The 18,808-nt window shown below is 73.3% G+C and carries 18 protein-coding genes; 10 read left to right on the forward strand and 8 right to left on the reverse strand.

What is annotated here, in order from left to right:
• Positions 1 to 36: 36 nt before the first annotated feature.
• Both ACZ5ID_RS02025 and ACZ5ID_RS02030 read right to left on the reverse strand, forming a co-directional pair.
• Positions 37 to 738, reverse strand: coding sequence for a 4'-phosphopantetheinyl transferase family protein (locus ACZ5ID_RS02025; protein WP_468893144.1), 702 nt, complete (start codon positions 736 to 738; stop codon positions 37 to 39).
• 8 nt (positions 739 to 746) lie between these two features.
• A complete protein-coding gene (locus ACZ5ID_RS02030; protein WP_468892559.1) occupies positions 747 to 1,589 on the reverse strand; it encodes a metallophosphoesterase family protein in 843 nt (280 codons plus the stop codon).
• A gap of 163 nt (positions 1,590 to 1,752) precedes the next feature.
• Here ACZ5ID_RS02030 and ACZ5ID_RS02035 point away from each other — a divergent pair, with 163 nt between their 5' ends.
• On the forward strand, positions 1,753 to 2,595 hold the full coding sequence (locus tag ACZ5ID_RS02035; RefSeq protein WP_468893146.1) for a helix-turn-helix transcriptional regulator: 843 nt from the start codon (positions 1,753 to 1,755) through the stop codon (positions 2,593 to 2,595).
• Between the two features lie 27 nt (positions 2,596 to 2,622).
• Here ACZ5ID_RS02035 and ACZ5ID_RS02040 read toward each other — a convergent pair whose 3' ends face one another.
• From ACZ5ID_RS02040 to ACZ5ID_RS02055, 4 genes are all read right to left on the reverse strand, one after another.
• Entirely contained in the window at positions 2,623 to 3,015 is a 393-nt protein-coding gene (locus ACZ5ID_RS02040) for an SsgA family sporulation/cell division regulator (protein ID WP_406551325.1), read from the reverse strand.
• A 496-nt stretch (positions 3,016 to 3,511) separates the two neighbouring features.
• Complete coding sequence (locus ACZ5ID_RS02045) at positions 3,512 to 3,760, reverse strand: DUF397 domain-containing protein (protein ID WP_344070880.1); 249 nt, start codon at positions 3,758 to 3,760, stop codon at positions 3,512 to 3,514.
• Positions 3,761 to 3,920: 160 nt separating this feature from the next.
• On the reverse strand, positions 3,921 to 4,424 hold the full coding sequence (locus ACZ5ID_RS02050; protein WP_468892561.1) for a hypothetical protein: 504 nt from the start codon (positions 4,422 to 4,424) through the stop codon (positions 3,921 to 3,923).
• Positions 4,425 to 4,520: 96 nt separating this feature from the next.
• Positions 4,521 to 4,979 carry a nuclear transport factor 2 family protein gene (locus ACZ5ID_RS02055; protein WP_468892563.1) on the reverse strand — a complete coding sequence of 153 codons (459 nt, stop codon included), beginning with the start codon at positions 4,977 to 4,979 and terminating at the stop codon, positions 4,521 to 4,523.
• A 125-nt stretch (positions 4,980 to 5,104) separates the two neighbouring features.
• On the opposite strand from ACZ5ID_RS02055, the gene ACZ5ID_RS02060 reads away from it, so the two are divergent.
• From ACZ5ID_RS02060 to ACZ5ID_RS02070, 3 genes are all read left to right on the forward strand, one after another.
• Positions 5,105 to 5,662: a TetR/AcrR family transcriptional regulator gene (locus ACZ5ID_RS02060; RefSeq protein WP_468892564.1), complete on the forward strand. Its 558-nt coding sequence runs from the start codon at positions 5,105 to 5,107 to the stop codon at positions 5,660 to 5,662.
• A 94-nt stretch (positions 5,663 to 5,756) separates the two neighbouring features.
• Complete coding sequence (locus ACZ5ID_RS02065) at positions 5,757 to 9,197, forward strand: LamG-like jellyroll fold domain-containing protein (protein WP_468892566.1); 3,441 nt, start codon at positions 5,757 to 5,759, stop codon at positions 9,195 to 9,197.
• Between the two features lie 84 nt (positions 9,198 to 9,281).
• On the forward strand, positions 9,282 to 10,415 hold the full coding sequence (locus ACZ5ID_RS02070) for a serine hydrolase domain-containing protein (protein ID WP_468892567.1): 1,134 nt from the start codon (positions 9,282 to 9,284) through the stop codon (positions 10,413 to 10,415).
• A 24-nt stretch (positions 10,416 to 10,439) separates the two neighbouring features.
• Here ACZ5ID_RS02070 and ACZ5ID_RS02075 read toward each other — a convergent pair whose 3' ends face one another.
• Positions 10,440 to 11,270: an alpha/beta fold hydrolase gene (locus tag ACZ5ID_RS02075; RefSeq protein ID WP_468892569.1), complete on the reverse strand. Its 831-nt coding sequence runs from the start codon at positions 11,268 to 11,270 to the stop codon at positions 10,440 to 10,442.
• A 141-nt stretch (positions 11,271 to 11,411) separates the two neighbouring features.
• On the opposite strand from ACZ5ID_RS02075, the gene ACZ5ID_RS02080 reads away from it, so the two are divergent.
• From ACZ5ID_RS02080 to melA, 6 genes are all read left to right on the forward strand, one after another.
• The gene (locus tag ACZ5ID_RS02080) at positions 11,412 to 12,023 is read left to right on the forward strand and encodes a class I SAM-dependent methyltransferase (RefSeq protein ID WP_468892571.1); all 612 of its coding nucleotides are present in this window, start codon (positions 11,412 to 11,414) and stop codon (positions 12,021 to 12,023) included.
• Between the two features lie 338 nt (positions 12,024 to 12,361).
• On the forward strand, positions 12,362 to 13,714 hold the full coding sequence (locus ACZ5ID_RS02085; RefSeq protein ID WP_468892573.1) for an ABC transporter substrate-binding protein: 1,353 nt from the start codon (positions 12,362 to 12,364) through the stop codon (positions 13,712 to 13,714).
• Positions 13,711 to 14,730: a carbohydrate ABC transporter permease gene (locus tag ACZ5ID_RS02090; RefSeq protein WP_468892574.1), complete on the forward strand. Its 1,020-nt coding sequence runs from the start codon at positions 13,711 to 13,713 to the stop codon at positions 14,728 to 14,730. The genes ACZ5ID_RS02085 and ACZ5ID_RS02090 overlap by 4 nt, the downstream gene beginning before the upstream one ends.
• On the forward strand, positions 14,727 to 15,614 hold the full coding sequence (locus ACZ5ID_RS02095) for a carbohydrate ABC transporter permease (protein WP_406556687.1): 888 nt from the start codon (positions 14,727 to 14,729) through the stop codon (positions 15,612 to 15,614). Before ACZ5ID_RS02090 ends, ACZ5ID_RS02095 begins: the two co-directional genes overlap by 4 nt.
• A 140-nt stretch (positions 15,615 to 15,754) precedes the next feature.
• Positions 15,755 to 16,759, forward strand: a complete 1,005-nt coding sequence (locus tag ACZ5ID_RS02100; RefSeq protein ID WP_468892576.1) for a carbohydrate kinase family protein — start codon at positions 15,755 to 15,757, stop codon at positions 16,757 to 16,759.
• Entirely contained in the window at positions 16,756 to 18,102 is a 1,347-nt protein-coding gene (melA, locus tag ACZ5ID_RS02105; RefSeq protein WP_468892577.1) for an alpha-galactosidase, read from the forward strand. The genes ACZ5ID_RS02100 and melA overlap by 4 nt, the downstream gene beginning before the upstream one ends.
• Positions 18,103 to 18,112: 10 nt before the next feature.
• Here the strand turns inward: melA and ACZ5ID_RS02110 are convergent, their stop codons facing one another.
• A complete protein-coding gene (locus tag ACZ5ID_RS02110) occupies positions 18,113 to 18,751 on the reverse strand; it encodes an NAD(P)-dependent oxidoreductase (RefSeq protein ID WP_468892579.1) in 639 nt (212 codons plus the stop codon).
• Positions 18,752 to 18,808 lie beyond the last annotated feature (57 nt).

The following is an 18,808-nucleotide window of genomic DNA, read 5'->3' on the forward strand; positions in this document are numbered from 1 at the left end:
CGGGCGGCGGGCGCGGGGGTTTTCACGCCCCCTCGCTCACGCCCCCTCGCCCGCCCGCGCCACGACGACCCCGGTGGCCACCAGCTCGCCGCTCTCCCCCTTCACCGTGCGCCACCGGCCCTGGAACACATCGTGGCGGACCCCGTCCACCACCGGGCCGGGCACCCGCAACGCGCCCGTGAACGTGCCGTTCTCGGGGTCGGGGGTGATCACGCAGTCACCGAAGTCCAGCCAGCGGCCCGTCAGCGGGAACCACGCCTTGAAGACACTCTCCTTGGCGCTGAACAGCAGGCGGTCCCACGCCACCGCCGGGTGCGAGACGGTGAGCCGGTCCAGGACGGGGCGCTCCTCGGGGCGGGTGACCAGCTCCCGTACGCCGTCGGGGACCGGCGCGTTGGGCTCCGCGTCCACCCCGACCGAGGCGATGGCCGAGGCCGGGGCGACGGCGGCGGCGCGGTAGCCGTCGCAGTGCGTCATGCTGCCCACCACACCGTCCGGCCAGCGCGGGGCACGCTGCGCCCAGGCCGGGCCCTCCAGTACGGGCAGGATCGGGACGGGCGGGTGCCCGAGCCGGGCCAGCGCGGTGCGCGCGCACAGCCGTACGGTCGCGAACTCCCGTCTGCGCTTGTCGACCGCCTTCGCCACCAGCTCCGCCTCCTGCGGGAACAGGTCGACCGAGGGCGGGTCCGCGAACAGCTCCGCCACGACCACCTGGGCCGGCAGCAGCCCGTGCAGCAGCGCGCGGCTCACCATGCCGTCACCGTGGCAGGCCCGGGCAGCACCCGGCACAGCCCCCGCGGCGGCGCCGAACGGCTGCCCCACTCGCGGGGATAGCCGAGCGACACCTCCAGGTGCGGCACCCCGTCGACCTCGATGGCGCGTGGGATGTGCAGATGCCCGTAGACGACGGCGGCGGCCCGGTAGCGCACATGCCAGTCGGCGGTGGCCTCGGTGCCGCACCACTGCGCGAACTCCGGGTGGCGCAGGATCCGGGTGGGTTCGCGCACCAGCGGGAAGTGGTTGACCAGCACGGTCGGCAGCGCCGGATCGACGGCGTCCAGACGCGAGCGGGTGTACGCGACCCGGGCCCGGCACCACGCGTCGCGGCTGGGGTGGGGGTCGGGGTGCAGCAGGTGCTCGTCCACGCACACCACACCGGTCGTGCGGGCGACGGCCAGCGCCTCTTCCTTGGTATGCGCGCCCTCGGGCCGGAAGGTGTAGTCGTAGAGCACGAAGAGCGGCGCGACGACCACCGGCCCGTCCGGGCCGGGCCACTGGAGGTAGGGGTCCTCGGGGGTCGCCACCCCCAGGTCCCGCAGCCGCTGGACCAGATACGCGTAGCGGGCCTCGCCGCGCAGCCCCACCGGGTCGGCCGGTGGGGTCCACAGCTCGTGGTTGCCCGGCGCCCAGACGACGGTGGCGAAGCGCCCCGCGAGGAGCTCCATCGCCCGGAGCACCTCGTCGGCCAACTCCCCCACGTCCCCGGCGACGAGGAGCCAGTCCTCGGACGAGTCCGGCCGCAACGCGTCCAGGACCGCGCGGTTGCGCGCATGACCGACGTGCAGATCGCTGATGGCAAGAAGACTCATGGTGATCGCAGCCTACGGGGGACCGCCCACCGCCCGGTCACCGATGGCCGGTTCCGGCCGGGTCCGTCACCACCGAGCCGGGGCCCGCGCCGCGGAGTCGAGCGTGGGTCCACTGGACCCTGGTACCGACGGTCCCTGGTTCCGGCGGCCGGGTTCCGCCATGATGATGATCATGACGACCGACCGCCGCCAGCTCGCCGATTTCCTGCGCCGCTGCCGTGACCGGGTCACTCCGCAGGACGCCGGACTGCCCGCGGGGCCGCGCCGGCGCACCCCGGGGCTGCGGCGCGAGGAGGTGGCGCAGCTCGCCGGGATGTCCGCCGACTACTACGTCCGGCTGGAGCAGGCGCGGGGGCCGCAGCCCTCGCCGCAGATACTCGCCGCGCTGGCCCGCGCCCTGCGGCTCAGCGACGACGAGCGCGACCACCTCTATCTGCTCTCCGGGCACCGTCCGCCCGCCGCGCACTCCTCGGACGGCGAGGTGAGCCCGGGGCTGCTGCATCTGCTCGAACAGCTCGCCGACACCCCGGCCGTGGTCCTGAGCGACCTCGGCGACGTGCTCGTCCAGAACCCCATGGCGCGTGAGCTGCTGGGTGAGGTGTGCACGGTCAGCGAGCACGGCCGCAACGTCGTGTGGCGCTGGTTCACCGAACCGTCCGCCCGGCTCCCCTACCCGCCCGAGGAGCACGGCTACTACGGCCACCTCCATGTCGCGGATCTGCGCGCCGCCGCGGCACGCCGTTTCGGCGACGCGGAGTCGACCCGGCTGATCTCCCGGCTGCACAGCGTCAGTTCCGAGTTCACACAGCTGTGGGAGCTGCACGAGGTTGCGGTCCGAAGACGCGACCGGGTGCGCGTCCTGCACCCGGAGCTCGGCCCGTTCGACCTGTTCTGCCAGGTGCTGCTCGCCCCGGAGGGCGATCACCGCCTGGTGCTCTTCACGCCTCCGCCGGGGAGTGCGACTGCGGACCGGCTGGCGCGGTTCGGCGCCTCGCGGCGCGGCTGAGGCGGAGGCGTGCGCGGGGCGGCCGGCTCACGCACCCCCGTGGTCCAGGCAGGGGTACTCCCGGCCGCACCAGCAGCGCCCCTGGACCGGCGTGGTGGCGAGCAGCATCCGGATGACCTCGTCCACGTCGAAGCCGTCCATCTCGCTGCCCTCGGGGACGAGTTGGTAGGTACGGGAGAGGAACTCGGCGACGTCCTCGATCTCGGCGAGGAGGTCCGCGCTGCCCTCGTCCGAGTGCAGCCGGATCCGCAGTCCGCTGTCGCCGTACTGCCAGACCCGTACATCGCCGAGACCGACCGGGCAGCGGGAGATCAGCCCCTCCGCCACGAGGTCGCGGCCCATGGTCCATGTCGTATGCATGCCATTGCCGCAGACGAATTCCACCGAAACGGCGAGCGGATCGGCGGGGTCGTAAGCCATCAAGGCCTCCACGGGGGTCATGGCATCACCCTCGTGCAGTAGTTCGACATACAACGGAACGCAGATCTCTTCCATGTCGCCCCCCTCGTCGGGACAGTCACCGGCGGCCGGTCGCCGGGTGTTGTTCGGTATCCGCATCTATGACGTACTCAACGGCCGCGATAGTGACCGACTTCGCGAACAAATTCGCCCCGGGATGTGGAAACTGTGCGTACGGTGTCGCAAATTCGCGTGTCCGCAGGGATCGTTTACCCCGTACCGCGGCGTTCGATCCCCCCGTTTCCGGGGCGGCTCCCCCGGCTCCCGCCCCGGCCACCAGCGGGGGCACGGGTCGTGGGGCGGGCCGCGCGGTGTGTGGTGAAGGCTTCACAATCTCCGCCACCGCGGCACCGATTCGGCCGGAACATTGCGTTGGGCGACACCGACGGGATCGCGACAGCGGACCGCCCGCGACCGCTTCGACGGCGGCAGCGGGCGGCTGGGGGAAGCGGCGGGCTCAGCAGAACTTGTCCAGCTGCCCCGCTTTCGCGGCACGAACCATGGCGGCGATCTCGGACCGGGTGTACCGGAGCACCGGTGCTTCGGTGTCCTTCGTATGCGTCACGGCGATCCGGTCGCCGTCCACGGCGAATCCGACGCAATCCTTGGAGTAGTCCAGGTCACTGAATGACGACTTCTCGAATGCGAGGTGAGGGGCATTGCGGTTGACGTATTCGGTGACCTCGACAAGGCGCGAGTGGTCCATGGAACAGCTCCTTCGTGCAGCGGTGGGGGGCTGTTCAGCACGCTACGAGTCCACGTCCGCCTATTTCTAGTGGTCTTGACAGCCGGACACCTGATGCGCTAGCGACTCCAGAGGACCTCGGCGGGAGCACCCGCGCGCCGTGATCCCCTCCCGAAGGCCCCTACACCAGGCCGAGGTAGGCGGCGGGCGAGCCCTGCAGTGTCGGCGCGAGCAGTCCGGCCTGGGGCTCACTCAGCTCGGGCAGTCCGAACAGCTCCGCCTGCGGCGGGGTGAGCGGGGCGTCGAGGATCGCCCCCGGGCTCTCCGCGCGCAGCGGCGAGGACGGTGTGCTCACGGCCGCCGCGCCGATCCTGTCCTCGGTGAGCGGGTCGGCCAGCGGCGCCTTGACCACGGTCGACGGCACCTCCGAGGTGATCGGCAGCGCGGGCAGCACGGGCGACGGCATCAGGGAGCCGACGACGTGGCGCGGCCCGCCGGGCGATCCCGGCACCGGGATCGGCACGGCCGTGCTCACCGTGGGGGCCTCCAGCGGCAGCACCGTCTCCAGGCCTTCCAGCGGTACCCCGACGGGAGCGGACACCCCGGCCGCGGCGGGTGTGACGGCCGCCGCCGCGGCCATGCACGTCATCATGGCCGCGAGGCCGGCCCGCTTGGTGAGCTTCATAGGTACTTCCATCCCTCTGGTTCTTCGATCAGCTGACGGACAGGTGCCGTCCGGAAGAACGAGGGCGCAGGGCCTATCACTCCAAAATTCGCCTGTTCAGCGGAGCGGGAAAGGAACTCCGCGCTCGGATTCGGGGCGTGTTCCGAAGATCCGACGATCCGATTCACCGATCGGCACGTCATTGATGCTCGCCTCGCGGCGGGCCATCAGACCGTTCTCGTCGAACTCCCACAGCTCGTTCCCGTAACTGCGCCACCACTGCCCCGCCGCGTCCCGGCTCTCGTACTGGAAGCGCACCGCGATGCGGTCGCCCTCGAACGCCCACAGCTCCTTGCGCAGCGCGTAGTCGAGCTCGCGGGCCCACTTGGCGGTGAGGAGTGCGACGATCTCCGCGCGGCCCGTGACGAAGGTGTCCCGATTGCGCCACCGCGAGTCCTCGGTGTACGCGAGCGCGACCTTCTCGGGGTCGCGGGTGTTCCAGGCGTCCTCGGCGGCCTGGACCTTCTGCCGGGCGGTGTGCGCGTCGAAGGGGGGCAGGGGCGGGCGAGCGGTCATGACGGAACCTCCGGGGCGACGGGGCGAACGGGCGCGCGAACGGGACGAGCAGGGGAGAACGAGCGTTCTCTCGGTCTTCGGCTACCCTAGAGAACGGCCGTTCTCAGCACAAGGAGGGATGGGGCATGGACACCGCGGTCGCACGGGAGCGGGTGCTCGACGCCGCCGGGACGCTGTTCTACGGGCGGGGCGTCCAGAGCGTCGGCATGGACGAGATCCGCACCGCCTCGGGTGTCTCCCTCAAGCGCCTCTACTCCCTCTTCCCCGCCAAGGAAGAGCTGGTGGAGGCGTATCTGGAGCGCCGGGACACGGTGTGGCGGGGGCGTCTGGCGCAGGAGGTCGAGAGCCACGCGCACCCGGAGGAGCGCCTCCTCGCGGTCTTCGACCATCTGCACCGCTGGTTCGGGGAGCCGGGGTTCCGCGGTTGCGCGTGGATCAACGCCTACGGCGAACTCGGCGCCTCCTCGGCCCGGGTCGCGGCGCAGGCGCGTGCCCACAAGAGCGCGTTCCGCGCCTATCTGGGCTCGCTCGTCGCGGACGCGGGGCTGCCCGAGCGCCTCGCGGACCAGCTGACGCTGCTCGCCGAGGGCGCGATGGTGACCGCGGGCATCTTCGGCACCGGCGAGCCCGCCCTCCGGGCCCGCGAGGCGGCTCAGGCCCTGGTGGCGGCGGCGCGGGCCTGACGCGCTCCGCCCCCGGGGGTGTGGAGATCTTCACGGTCCGTTCAGCAACTGGCCACCGGGTGTTGGTCGAATCCGGTACCGGACGCTCACCACCATGATCTCCATGTCGTTCACCCCGTACAACCCACCCGCACCACGCGGCGCACGCGCCCCGTGGCGCGGACCGTCGCGCGCGGTCGCGGGCCTGGTCGCCCTCGCGCTCGCGGCCGTCGGCGTCCTGCTCACCGCGCCCGCCTCGTACGCCGGCGGGCCGCTGGTCTCCCCGCGCGCCCTCGTCGGCGCCGAACAGGTGCTGTTCCGCTCCGGTGTGGGCGGCTACGGCTGCTACCGCATCCCCGCGCTGGTCAAGACGAAGGCCGGCAGCCTGCTCGCCTTCGCGGAGGGACGCAAGTCGCCCACCTGCGCCGACCGCGGCGACATCGATCTGGTGATGCGCCGCTCCACCAACGACGGCCGCACCTGGGGCCCGGCCCATGTGGTCCTGGAGGGCAGCCCCACCGACAAGACCGCCCCCTTCACCCGGGGCAACCCGGCGCCCGTGGTGGACCGTGAGACCGGTTCCGTCTTCCTGCTGACCACCTCCAACGAGCAGACGCCGAGCGGCCCCCGGCTGCCCTGGGTGCAGCGGAGCGACGACGACGGGGTGAGCTGGGACGCGCCCCGGGCCCTGCCGACGTTCAGCGGCGCCGACACCGGCTGGTTCGCCACCGGCCCCTCGCACGGCCTCCAGCTCACCGCGGGCGCGCACACCGGACGGCTGGTGGTCGGCGCCCACCAGAACCCCGACGCCACCACCCGCTACGCGGGCGTCCTCTACAGCGACGACCACGGCACGACCTGGCAGGCGAGCACCACCGCCAACTCCTATGTGGCCGGAAAGGTCAAGCCCGGCGAGGTCTCCGTGGCCGAACTTCCCGGCGGCGGTGTGTATCTGGCGGCCCGCAACGAGATCGGCGGCAGCTCCGACCACCGCACCCGCGCGGTCAGCACCGACGGCGGCACCACCGTGCCCGCCTCGACCGTCGTCCCGGGCCTGATCACCCCGGAGGTCCAGGGCTCGGCGCTCACCCTGCGCCAGACGTACCAGCGCACACCCGGCGACACCCTGGTCTTCTCCGCGCCCTCGGACGCCTCCGACCGCAAGCTGATGAAGATCCGTTACTCCACCGACCAGGGGGCCACCTGGACGGCCGCCTCCAACGGACTGATCAGCAACGACCGGGCCTCCTACTCCGACCTCGCCGAGCTCGACACGGGCGAACTCGGGCTCCTCTACGAAGGGGGCCCGACCAACTCCGCCGACGAGATCCGCTTCGACGTGACCACGCCGGGCGCCCTCGGCATACCCGGCACCTTCACCGGCAAGGCCTCCGGGCAGAACAGCCCGACGGCCGGCCGCACCAGCCCGGACGCGGGACCGGACGCCAACGACGCCTACCTCCAGGGCGACGCGGCCCTGGGAAGCGGCCGGTTCGGGCAGGGCCTGGTCCTGGACGGCACGGGCGACTACGCCGACGTGCCGTACGGCAGGACCATCGACCCGGGCGCGGGCGACTTCACGTACACGCTGTGGTTCAAGTACGCGGCGACGACCGCCGGCCGGCATCAGGCGCTGTTCTGGGCGTACGGGCAGGGCAGCGCCGAACCGCAGGTGTGGCTGCGCGCCCAGCCCGCCGACGACCGGCTCTACGCCTGGGTGCAGGGCGCGGACGGCGGCGCCCGGCTCACGCTCAACGACCCCTCTCCGGGTGTGGCCTTCGGCGACGGCCAGTGGCACCACGCGGCGCTGATCCGCACGGGCGCGCAGATCCGGCTCACCGTCGACGGGACGGTCACCGGTACGGCGACGGGGGTGGCCGGACCGGTCACCGACACGCCGCGGAACGGCGTCGGGGGTATCCGGATCGGCGCCAAGGCCGACGCCGGCGCCAGCGACGCCTTCGACGGGGCCGTCGACGACTTCCGCCTCTACCGCACCGCACTGACGGACAGCCGGCTGGACCAGGTGCGCGCCGGTGCGGCACAGCTGGACACCGACGCCGCCACCCGCTCGATGGGCGCCCGGCTGCCCTTCCAGGTGATCGACACGGCGGTCGTCCCGGACCGGCGCCGCATCACCATCGAGGACGACGTCTCGGGCCACTGCGCCCCCGGCACCCTGCTCGGGGGCGTGCCCGCCCAGCCGGCGGGCCGGATCGGATCGCTGGCGGCGACCGTCGACGCCGGCCACCCGGGCACCGAGACCGGCTTCTCGCCGACGCTCGACGTGGGCGCGGGCGACTTCACGTACTCCCTCTGGTTCCGGTACGCGGCGAGCTCCACCAGCCCCGACCAGGCGCTGGTGTGGGCGTACGGGACGGGCAGCGCCAGTCCGCAGCTGTGGGTGCGCGCCCAGCCCGCGCAGGACCGGCTCTACGCCTGGGTGCAGTCGGACGCCGGCCCGGTGGCGCTGGCCCTCCCGGACACCACGTCGGCGCGGTCGTTCGGGGACGGCGCCTGGCACCTGCTGACGCTGACCCGCTCGGCCGACAGGGTCACGCTCGGCGTGGACGCGCGGACCCCCGCCAACGCAGCCGGTCTCACCGGCTCGCTGACGCCCGCGCAGGGCAACGGGCAGCTGGGCGTACGGGTCGGCTCGAAGCCCGACGGGACCAGCGTGTTCGACGGTGACGTGGACGAGTTCCGCGTCTACCACCGGGCGCTCACGACGGCCGAGACCGCGGCGGTCGCGGGGTCCACGGCGGGCTCGTCCGGCTCGTACCCGGGCGATCTGCCCGCGCTGTGGTGGTCGTTCGAGAACCAGTACACCGGCGCCCGGGACGTGGTGCGGCCCCCGGCGGGCCCGGCGACCCCGGACTCCACGGTCCACTGCGGCCACGCTCTGGTGCGCGGCGGCGCGGCCACCACGCCGGGGAAGTTCGGCACCGCGCTCGCCTTCGACGGCTCCGACGACGCCGTCGACCTGCCGTACGGCGCGGCCACCGCGCTCGGCTCGGCCGACTTCACCGTCAGCACCTGGCTCAAGTACTCGGCCACCAGCGGCAGTGCGGACCAGGTGCTGGTGTGGGCGTACGGGACGGGCGCCTCGGAGCGGCAGCTCTGGCTGCGGGCCCAGCCCGCGCAGGACCGGCTGTACGCCGCGTTCGAGACGGACACGGCGACCACGGTGGTGGCGGCGGTGGACGGCTCGGCCGCGGCCGGGTTCGGCGACGGCGCCTGGCACCACGTGGCCCTGGAGCGGGCGGACGGCCGGCTCCTGCTGATCGTCGACGGGCGGACGCTCGGCAGCGCCGCGGTCCCGGCGGGCTCGGTGACCACCGGCGACACCTACGCGGTGGACGGCTTCCGGCTGGGCGCCAAGCCCGACGGGACCAATGCGCTGACCGGGGCCCTGGACGAGTTCCGGATCACCCGCAAGGCACTGTCGGACGAGGAGCTGACCGCGCTGCGGACGGGGAACGGCCTTCCGGGGACGGCCACGTCGACCTGGCTGCCGTTCCAGGTGATCACGGCGTCGGAGTTCGCCCGGATGTAGCCGGTTAGCCTGGGGGCACGAATGGGGTGGCCGTCCGTCGCACTTCGCGGCGGGCGGTCACCGGCGCGAGTGGGGAGCAGTGGGATGACCGGGGAACGACCGCGCAACGCCGCCCAGACAAGGGCCGAGGAGATTCTGGCCGAGGTGACCGCCTCCGGCGAGGAGACCGGCGTCCAGGTGGCGGCCTACCTCGACGGCGAACTCGTCGTCGACGCCTGGGCGGGGCTGGCCGACGTGGCGGGCGGGAGGCCGATGGAGGCGGAGACCCCGGTGCCCGCCTGGTCGACGGGGAAGGGGGTCGCGGCGGCGCTGGTGGCGGTCCTGGTCGATCGGGGCGTGCTGGCCTACGACACCCCGGTCGCCGCCCACTGGCCCGAGTTCGCGGCCCGGGGCAAGGAGGGGATCACCCTGGGCCAGGTCCTCTCCCACTCGGCGGGGCTGCCGCAACTGCCGCCCGAGGTGACCCCCGAGGAGTTGTTCGACGTCCCGGCGGTCGGGGACTGGCTGGCGGGACAGGCACCGCTGTGGGAGCCGGGCACGGCGAGCGGCTACCACGGCTGGACCTACGGCGTGCTGCTCGCCGAGATCCTGCGCCGGGCCACCGGCCGTACCTGTGACGAGCTGCTGAGGGAGGAGCTGGCCGGGCCGCTGGGGGTCGCGGACTCGCTGCTGTTCTCGGTCCCGGAGCACCTGCACGGGCGGGTGGCCCGCTGTTACGACGGCGGCTGGTCGGACCATCTGGACCGGATGCCTTCCGACTCGCCGTTCCTGGTCTTCGCGCCCCGTCCGGTGCTGCCGGTGGCCGCACTCGCCAACCGCCCCGACTACCGCCGGGCCGCGCTCCCCGCCAACGGGACGATGACGGCCCGGGCGGCGGCCCGGATGTACGCGGCGCTGGTCTGCGGTGAACTCGACGGCGTACGGCTGGTGTCGCCGGCCACCCTGAAGGAGGCGACGACACCGAGGACGTCGGGCGAGGACCGCTCGCTGGGCTTCCCCCTGCTGAAGGGCTACGGGTTCATGCTCGGCGGCGCGGGCTCGGTGGTGCGCTCCCCCGACGGCGGCTTCGGTACCAACGGCTCCGGCGGCAGCGCCGCCTCCGGCGACCCGGCCCACCGCTTCTCGTTCGCCCTGACGAAGAACAGGATGAGCGTGAACGGCCTGGACAAGCGGCTCTTCCGGGAGGTCCGGGGAGCGCTCGGCATCCGGTGCGACTGAGCGCCGAGGCCCACCGGACCGCCGTCAGCGGCCCGCGAACTCCCGCAGGTCCGCGGTGAGCCGGTCGGCGTGGGTGACGAACAGGCCGTGACCCGCGTCCTGGTAGACGTGGAAGACGCTGTCCGGGATCAGCCGCGCGGCGCGCTCCCCGGTCAGACCGATCGGGGCGGAGACGTCGTGGGTGCCGTGGACGACGAGCGCCGGGATGTCCACCTTGGCCAGTTCGGGGGCGAGGTTCAGGGTCACCACGAGGTCGCCGAGGGCGTTGGCGGCGCGGGCCGTGGCGCCCGCGCAGCGGTCCTCCCAGTACCGGACCATGGCGGGCGAGAGGTCGTTGCCGGGCCGGTGCAGGGCGAAGAAGCCGGCCGCGCCGTCGGCGAAGAAGCCGGGCCGGTCCTTGCGGAACGTCTCGTTCCCGGCGGTGATGAGCGCCGGGTCGACGCCCTCGGGGTGGTCGGCCGAGCGGGCCGGGCCGGGCGCCATCCCGGCCACCAGGGCGATCCGGGCCACCCGGCCGCTGCCGTGGAGGGTGAGGTGGCGGACGACCTCGGCGGTGCCGATCGAGTGGCCGACCAGGGTGATCCCGGTCAGGTCGAGGTGGTCGAGGAGCGCGCCCAGGTCCCCGGCGAGGGTGTCGAGGTCGAAGCCGTCCCACACGTCGTCGGAGCGCCCGTGCCCCCGCCGGTCGAGCCCGACGCACCGGAAGCCCTCGGCGGCCAGCGGGAGCATCTGGAACTCCCACATCTCCGTACCGAAGTAGGAGCTGTTGACGAAGACGACCGGACGCCCCTCGCGGGGGCCGTAGTCGACGTAGTGGAGCCGGGTGCCGTCGGTGGCGGTCTCGAAGTACGGCATGGTGCTGGGTCCTTCCCCCTCGGCCACCGCCTCGGGCGGCGGTGTCTGTGGGATCAATGGTGCGGGGGACGCGGCCAGTTGGTCGATTACCCCGGGGGTCATGCCCCGCCCAGGGGCCGGCCGGACGCATAACCTGACCGTATGAACGACACCGTCGCGGGGACGCGGGGCTACGGCGTGGACGCCGACGCGCTGGCCGAGCAGTACGAGAGCGTCACCTTCGAGGAGGTCCACGGCGGCCTGCTGCACCTCTACCCGGCGCCGCCCGCACGGGTCCTGGACCTGGGCGCCGGGACCGGCCGGGACGCGGCGGCGCTGGCGCGTCTCGGCCACACCGTCACGGCCGTCGAACCGACCGCCGAACTGCGCCGCCACGGTGTGCGGTTGCACGCGGGCACCTCCGTGACCTGGCTGGACGACGCGCTGCCCGGGCTGCCGGTGCTGACCGGACGGAGCGGGCGGTACGACCTGGTCCTGCTCACGGCCGTGTGGATGCACCTGGACGCCGCCGAACGCGCCCGGGGCATGCGGAGCGTCGTCGCGCTGCTCGCCCCCGGCGGCACCCTGGCGATGACCGTACGCAGCGGTCCGGTACCGCCCGGGCGGCGCATGTTCGATGTGCCGGAGGCCGAGACGCTCGCGCTCGCCGGGTCCGCGGGGCTGCGGCTCGCCCACCGAGGCGGCCGAGCCGATCTGCACGGGCGTCCCGGGGTCCGCTGGTCGGAGCTGGTGTTCACCGCCCCCCAGGCATGACGCGGGCCGGCCGGCCGCCCCCGCATACCGCCTCGCCCCTCCCGCCTTCCGGCCACCCGGTCACGCCCGTACCGGCGAGTAGGCCGAAAGCGCGCTCTTGCGGGCGGCGGTGGTGCGTGGTGGCCTGCGGCACGCGGTCGGCGGGCCCTCCGGGGTACTTGACGCGTGCTCCCCGAGGCGCTTTCATCCAGCCAGTGCGGGGCCTCAGTGCGGCCCGGCACTTCGAGAGGCGCGCCCAGCCGGTAGCGGATCCTGACCCGGTCCGGAGTCCGGCCCGAGTCGCCAGGACGTGTCTCCCGCGTCCGAGGCGGGGCGCGCCCGCGAAGGGATGGACGACCATGCCCGCCGGTCAGGACCGCACCAGCAAGCCCCACCCCGTCCCGGGCCTCCCGCGCCGCCGGGTGCTGCGCACCGGGGCGGGCGTCGTCGCCGGGGCCGCGGCCGTACCCCTGCTCGACGCCTGCGCGGCCACCACCTCCGACGGCGTCGGCGCCGACGGCCGGGTCACCATCGAGATGTGGCACGGCCAGAACGAGATCGGGGCCAAGGCCGTCGAGGCGCTCGCCGCCGACTTCAACCGGTCGCAGTCCCGCATCCGGGTGAACGCGAGCGGCGGCGGCGTGGTCGCCGACGCCATGCTCCAGAAGGTGACGGCGGCGCTCGCGGCCGGCGCCTACCCGGACATCGCGTACATCTTCGGTTCGGACCTCGCGAGCATCGCCCGCAGCCCCAAGGTCGTCGACCTGACCGGCGCGCTGCACGACGGCTCGCCGCCGTGGAGCGACTTCTGGCCCTCCGTCAGGGAGGCCGTCACCCTGCACGGCAAGGTACGGGCCGCGCCCTCGCTGCTCGACTCGCTCGCCGTCGCCTGCAACACCACGCTCTTCCGGCGCGCCGGTATCCCGCTGCCCAGGGCGGGCTGGACCTGGCCGGAGTTCGTGGCGACCGCGAAGAAGCTCACCGACGCGGGGCACGGCGTCTTCGGCACCGCCTGGCCGGGCGCGGGCGACGAGGACACCGTGTGGCGGCTGTGGCCGATGATCTGGGACCTGGGCGGTGACGTGATCGCCCCCGACGGCAAGAGCATCGGCTTCGCCGAGGCCGGGCGGCGGGCCCTGGAGACGGTGGCCCAACTGGTCGCCGACAAGAGCGTCTACATCGACCCCAAACCCGGCAGCGAGCAGATGTACCAGGTGTTCGTCTCGGGCCGGATGGGCATGGTGATCACCGGACCGTGGCAGCTGCCCAACATCGTGGAGTCCAAGCTGCCGTACGACGTGGTGCCCATGCCCACCTACAGCGGCCGGCCGCTGACCATCTCCGGGCCGGACACCTGGACCGTCTTCGACAACGGCGGGGCGCGTGCGAGGGCCGCGGTGGAGTTCGTCCGCTGGCTCATCACACCCGCGCAGGACGTGCGGTGGGACATAGGGGGCGGCAGTCTGCCGCTGAGCAGACGGACCGAGCGGGAGAGCGCGTGGCGGCGGCACTCCGCCGCCACCGTCGGCCTCCCGGTCTTCACCAAGGCCCTGGAGACCGCCCGGGTGCGGCCCATCCACCCCGCGTATCCGCAGATCTCCCGGGCCACCGGCGAGGCCGTGGTGTCCGTGCTGCTCGGCCGGGCCTCCCCCGCCAAGGCGGTGCGCCGCTGCGCCGACAAGGCCGACGCCGCCCTGCTGATTCCCCGATGAGGAGGGTCGTCGTGGACCGAGGATCCCGTACGGGCGCGCCCCGCCCGCTCACCCTGGCCCCGGCCGACCGGGAGCCCCCCGAGCGGCGCCGGGCCCGGCGCCGGCGGGCGCGCGGCGAGACGGCCACGGCCTGGGCGTTCATCGGCCCGTCGGTCCTGGTGATCCTGGGGCTGAGCATTGTTCCCGTCGTCTGGTCGCTGCTGCTGTCGTTCCGCGCCGACGACCTGGTCACCCCCGGCCGCTGGGTCGGCCTCGACAACTACCGGGCCCTGTCGAAGGACCCGGGCTTTCGCAAGGCGGTGGAGAACACCCTCGTCTACGCGGGCGTCTATGTGCCGCTCAGCCTGGCCGGCGGCCTCGCGCTGGCGCTGGCGCTGAACCGGCGGATCCGCTTCGTCGGCCTCTACCGCACCTTCGTCTTCCTGCCGTTCGTCATCTCGGCCGCCGCCCAGGGCGTGCTGTTCTCCTTCATCTTCGACCCGCAGTTCGGCGCGGCCAACTCGATCCTGCACAAGCTGGGCGTCTCCCCGCAGGGCTTCCTGACCGACCCCGGCCAGTCGCTGTCCGTGCTCCTGGCGATCTCGCTGTGGAGCGGGACCGGCTTCTGCGTCGTGGTCTTCCTCGCCGCGCTCCAGGACGTACCCGCCGAACTCCTGGAGTCGGCGCGCCTGGACGGGGCGAACCGGGCGCAGGTGCTGCGGTACGTGACGCTGCCGGCGCTCGCCCCGGTCACCGCGTTCCTGGTGCTGTGGCAGCTGATCACCTCGCTGCAGGTCTTCGACCTGGTGTACGTGACGACCAAGGGCGGTCCGCTGGAGTCGACCACGGTCATCGTGTACTTCGTCTGGGAGCAGGCGTTCCGGACGTTCACCGCGGGCTACGGCGCCGCCGCCGCGTACGTCCTGGCGGTCGCCCTGCTGCTCGCGGGCACGGCGGTGACGCTCTACCGCCGCCACCGGGAGCGCACCACCGGCGGCGCGGCCGGGCCCCTGCGCGCGGAAGGAGCGGCCCGATGACGGCCTCCACCATGGTCGGCGAGGGCGCGGCGCCCGCGGCGGCGCCGGTGCCGCGGACCGCCCGGCGGCGCCGACTGCCGTTCAGCCCCTGGCATCTGCTGCTGGCGCCGCTCTCGCTGCTCTTCGCGCTGCCGCTGGTGTGGCTGGTGCTCAGCTCGGTGATGACCAACGCCGAGATCAACCGCTTCCCGCCCGCGCTGTGGCCGAGGGGGATCGACTTCGGCGGGTACCGCTATGTGCTGGGCAACGCGATGTTCCCGCGCTGGTTCGCCAACTCCTGCATCGTCTCGACCGTCGCCGTCGGCTCGAACCTGGTGCTCGGCTCGCTCGGCGGCTACGCCTTCGCCCGGATGCGGTTCCGGGGTTCACGGGCGCTGCTCGCGCTGATGCTGGCGACGATGGTGATCCCGTTCCAGCTGACGATGATCCCCACGTTCCTGGTGATGAAGTGGCTGGGGCTGATCGACACGCTGGGCGCGCTGATCGTGCCGTCGCTGGTCACCCCGTTCGCGGTGTTCCTCTTCCGGCAGTTCTTCCTCACGCTGCCCAGGGAGTTGGAGGAGGCCGCCTGGATCGACGGGTGCTCACGGCTGCGGGTGCTCTTCTCGATCGTGGCGCCGCTGGCCCGGCCCGCGCTGGCCACGGTCGCGGTACTGACCTTCCTCGCCACCTGGAACGACCTGTCCTGGCCGCTGATCGCCATCAACCACGACACCCAGTACACCCTCCAGCTGGGGCTGACCACCTTCCAGGGGCAGCACCACACCCAGTGGGCGGCGGTGATGGCGGGCAATGTGATCACGGTGCTTCCGGTGCTGCTCGCCTTCCTGTTCGCCCAGCGGACCTTCATCCAGTCGTTGACATCGAGCGGGCTGAAGGGCTGAGACGGCCCCGCTGAAGGGCTGGGACGGCCCCGCCCGTCCACCCCCGTCCACCCGTCCGTCCGCCGCCGCCCCCGCCCGCGCCCCCCGCCCCACGGGGGCTCCCTCTTCCTCGACTCCCCCGGACCAGAAAGCCCTTCACCATGCCCGCACCACCCGTACCGCCGGCGCCCCCGCCCTCCTCGCGCCCCTTCGACCTGCTCGTCGTGGGCGACGCCAACCCGGACGTGGTCCTCGGGCCGGTACCGCGCGACCTCGCGTACGGCCAGCGCGAACAGCTGGTCGAGCGGGCCGATCTCGTCCTCGGCGGCTCGGCCGCGATCATGGCGTGCGGGGCGGCCCGGCTCGGGCTGCGTGTGGCGTTCGCGGGCCGCGTCGGCGACGACCCGGCGGGCGCCTTCGTCCGTACGGCCCTGGGCGCGCGCGGAGTCGACACCTCGGCCCTGACGACCGACCCCCGACTGGCCACCCCGCTCACCACCGTCCTCACCCGGGGCGCCGACCGGGCGATCCTCACCGCGCCGGGATGTCTGGCCGCGACCGGGCCCGGGGACGTCCCCGAGGCGCTGCTCGCCGCGACCCGGCACGTCCACGCCGCCTCGTTCTTCCTGATGCCGCGGCTCGCGGGGGCGCTGGCCGGGGTGTTCGCGCGGGCGCGCGAGCTCGGCGCGACCACCTCGCTCGACACCAATGACGACCCGTCCGGCCGCTGGGACCCCGATCTCCTCGACCCGGTGCTGAAGGTGACGGACCAGGTGCTGCCCAACGCGGCCGAGGCGCGCGCCCTGACCGGGGTCGCCAGGGGGGTGGCCGAGGCGGCCGAGGCGCTTGCCCGGCGCGGGCCGCTCGTCGTGGTCAAGAACGGCGCCGAGGGCGCGCTGGCGCACGACGGGAGGCGCGTGACGGCCGTGCCCGCGCTGCGCGTCGAGCCGCTCGACACCGTCGGGGCGGGGGACAGCTTCGACGCCGGGTTCGTCGCCGCGGTGCTGCGCGGGCTCGGCCTCGCGGACGCGCTGGCCGTCGCCGCGGCCTGCGGTTCGCTGTCGACCCGGGGCCGTGGCGGCACCGCGGCCCAGCCCACCTGGGACGAGGCCGTCGCCCACGTCCCGGGCCCGGGAGCCGCACCGGACAGGGAAGTTCACGTATGACCGAGACGACGGGAGTCACCGAGATGGCCGAACCGGCCGAAGTGAAGATCGCCTTCATGGGCGCGGGCAGTGTGGTGTTCACCCAGGGGCTGCTGGCCGACCTGTTCGCCTTCCCCGAGTTCGGCCGGCTGCGGATCGCCCTGCACGACATCGATCCGGAGCGGCTGGCGACCGCCGAGGCGGCGGCCCGGCACATCGCCGGGGTACTGGAGGTCGCGCCCGTGGTCACCGCGCACCCCGACCGGCGCGGCGCGCTCGACGGCGCGGACTTCGTGATCAACACCGTCCAGGTCGGTATGAACGCGGCGACCCGTACCGACTTCGCCGTCCCCGCGCGGTACGGACTGCGCCAGACGATCGGGGACACGCTGGGGATCGGCGGTATCTTCCGGGCCCTGCGCACCTTCCCGGTGCTGCGGGGCATCGCCGAGGACATGGCCGATCTCTGCCCGGACGCCTGGCTGCTGAACTACACCAACCCGATGGCGATGAACCTGCTCTATCTGCACCGGATCGCCCCCCGGCTGAAGGCGGTCGGCCTGTGCCACTCGGTGTACTGGACGATGCACGATCTGTCCGAGCTGGTCGGGGTGGACTTCTCCGAGGTGTCGTATCTGGCCGCCGGGATGAACCACCAGGCGTGGGTGCTGCGTTTCGAGCGCGACGGCCGCGACCTGCACCCGCTCCTGGACGCCGCCATCGACAAGGACCGTGAACTGCTGCGCCGGGTCCGCGTCGACATGTACCGCAGGCTCGGCCACTACCCCACCGAGACCAGCGAGCACTCCTCCGAGTACGTGCCGTGGTATCTGCACCACGACAGCGAGGTGGAGCGGCTGCGGCTGCCGATCGGCGCGTACCTCGACATCATCGAGGACAACACGCTCAGCTACGAGCGGACCCGCGACGCCCTGGCGGCGGGCCGGCCGCTGCCGGTCGAGGGCACCATGGAGTACGCCCCGCAGATCGTCCACAGCATCGTCACCGGCACGCCCCGCACGATCTACGGCAACGTCCCCAACAGCTCCCTGATCCCCAATCTGCCCACCGACTGCGTGGTCGAGGTGCCGTGCCTGGTCGACGCCTCGGGCGTGCAGCCGACCCATGTCGGCGCGCTCCCGCCGCAGTGCGCCGCGCTCAACCGTACGTACGCGAGCGTCACCGATCTGGTGGTCCGGGCCGCCACCGAGGGCGAGCCCCGGCATGTGCGGCATGCCGCGATGACCGACGCGGCGACCGCCGCCACCCTGCCGGTGGAACGGATCTGGGATCTGTGCGACGACCTCGTACAGGCCCACGGGGAGCTGCTCCAGCCCGAGTTGCGGGTGCTGCTCGGGCACTGAGGGGCGGGGCTCAGTACGCCACGGTGAACCGGGTGCGGTGGTGGCGGGGCTCCTCGGCCTCGTCCAGGAGCGCCACCGCGAGGTCCTCCATGGAGATCGCGGACACGCCGTCGCCGTCCACGATGAGCTCGTCGGCCCCCAGCCGGTAGGTGCCGGTGCGCTCGCCCGGCTCCAGGAGGGCGGCGGGGCTGAGGTAGGCCCAGTCGACCTCGGCCTCGGCGCGGCAGACGGCGAGCTGCTCGGTGCAGGCGTCCGCGATGGGGCGCCAGTCGGCGGGGAAGTCCGGGTCGTCGACGACGGTGACGCCGTCCGTGCCGGGGAGGGTCAGGGTGGCGGCGCCGCCGACGAGCAGCACCCGCACGCCGGTTCCGGCGAGCCCGGCCAGCAGCGCCTTGGTCACGGTGACGAGGTCGCCCTCGCTGCCGGGGGCGGGCCGGGTGGCGCTGATGACCAGGTCCTGGCCCGCGCTCAGCGCGGCTATGTCCTCGACACTGGCCGCGTCACCGGTACGGGCGCGGGCCGCCGGGTGGAGTTCGGGGAAGCGGGCCCGGTCGCGCACGACGGCGGTGACCTCGTGCCCCCGGGCGACGGCCTCGGCCACGACGCGGCTGCCGACGTTTCCGGCTGCTCCGAAGACGGTGATGCGCATGAGGGTCCGCTCCTTCTGTTTCGTCCGTTCGCCGCGAGAAGTTTCTCTTAGCGCTAA

It is taken from the genome of Streptomyces sp. NPDC031670, assembly GCF_055580545.1.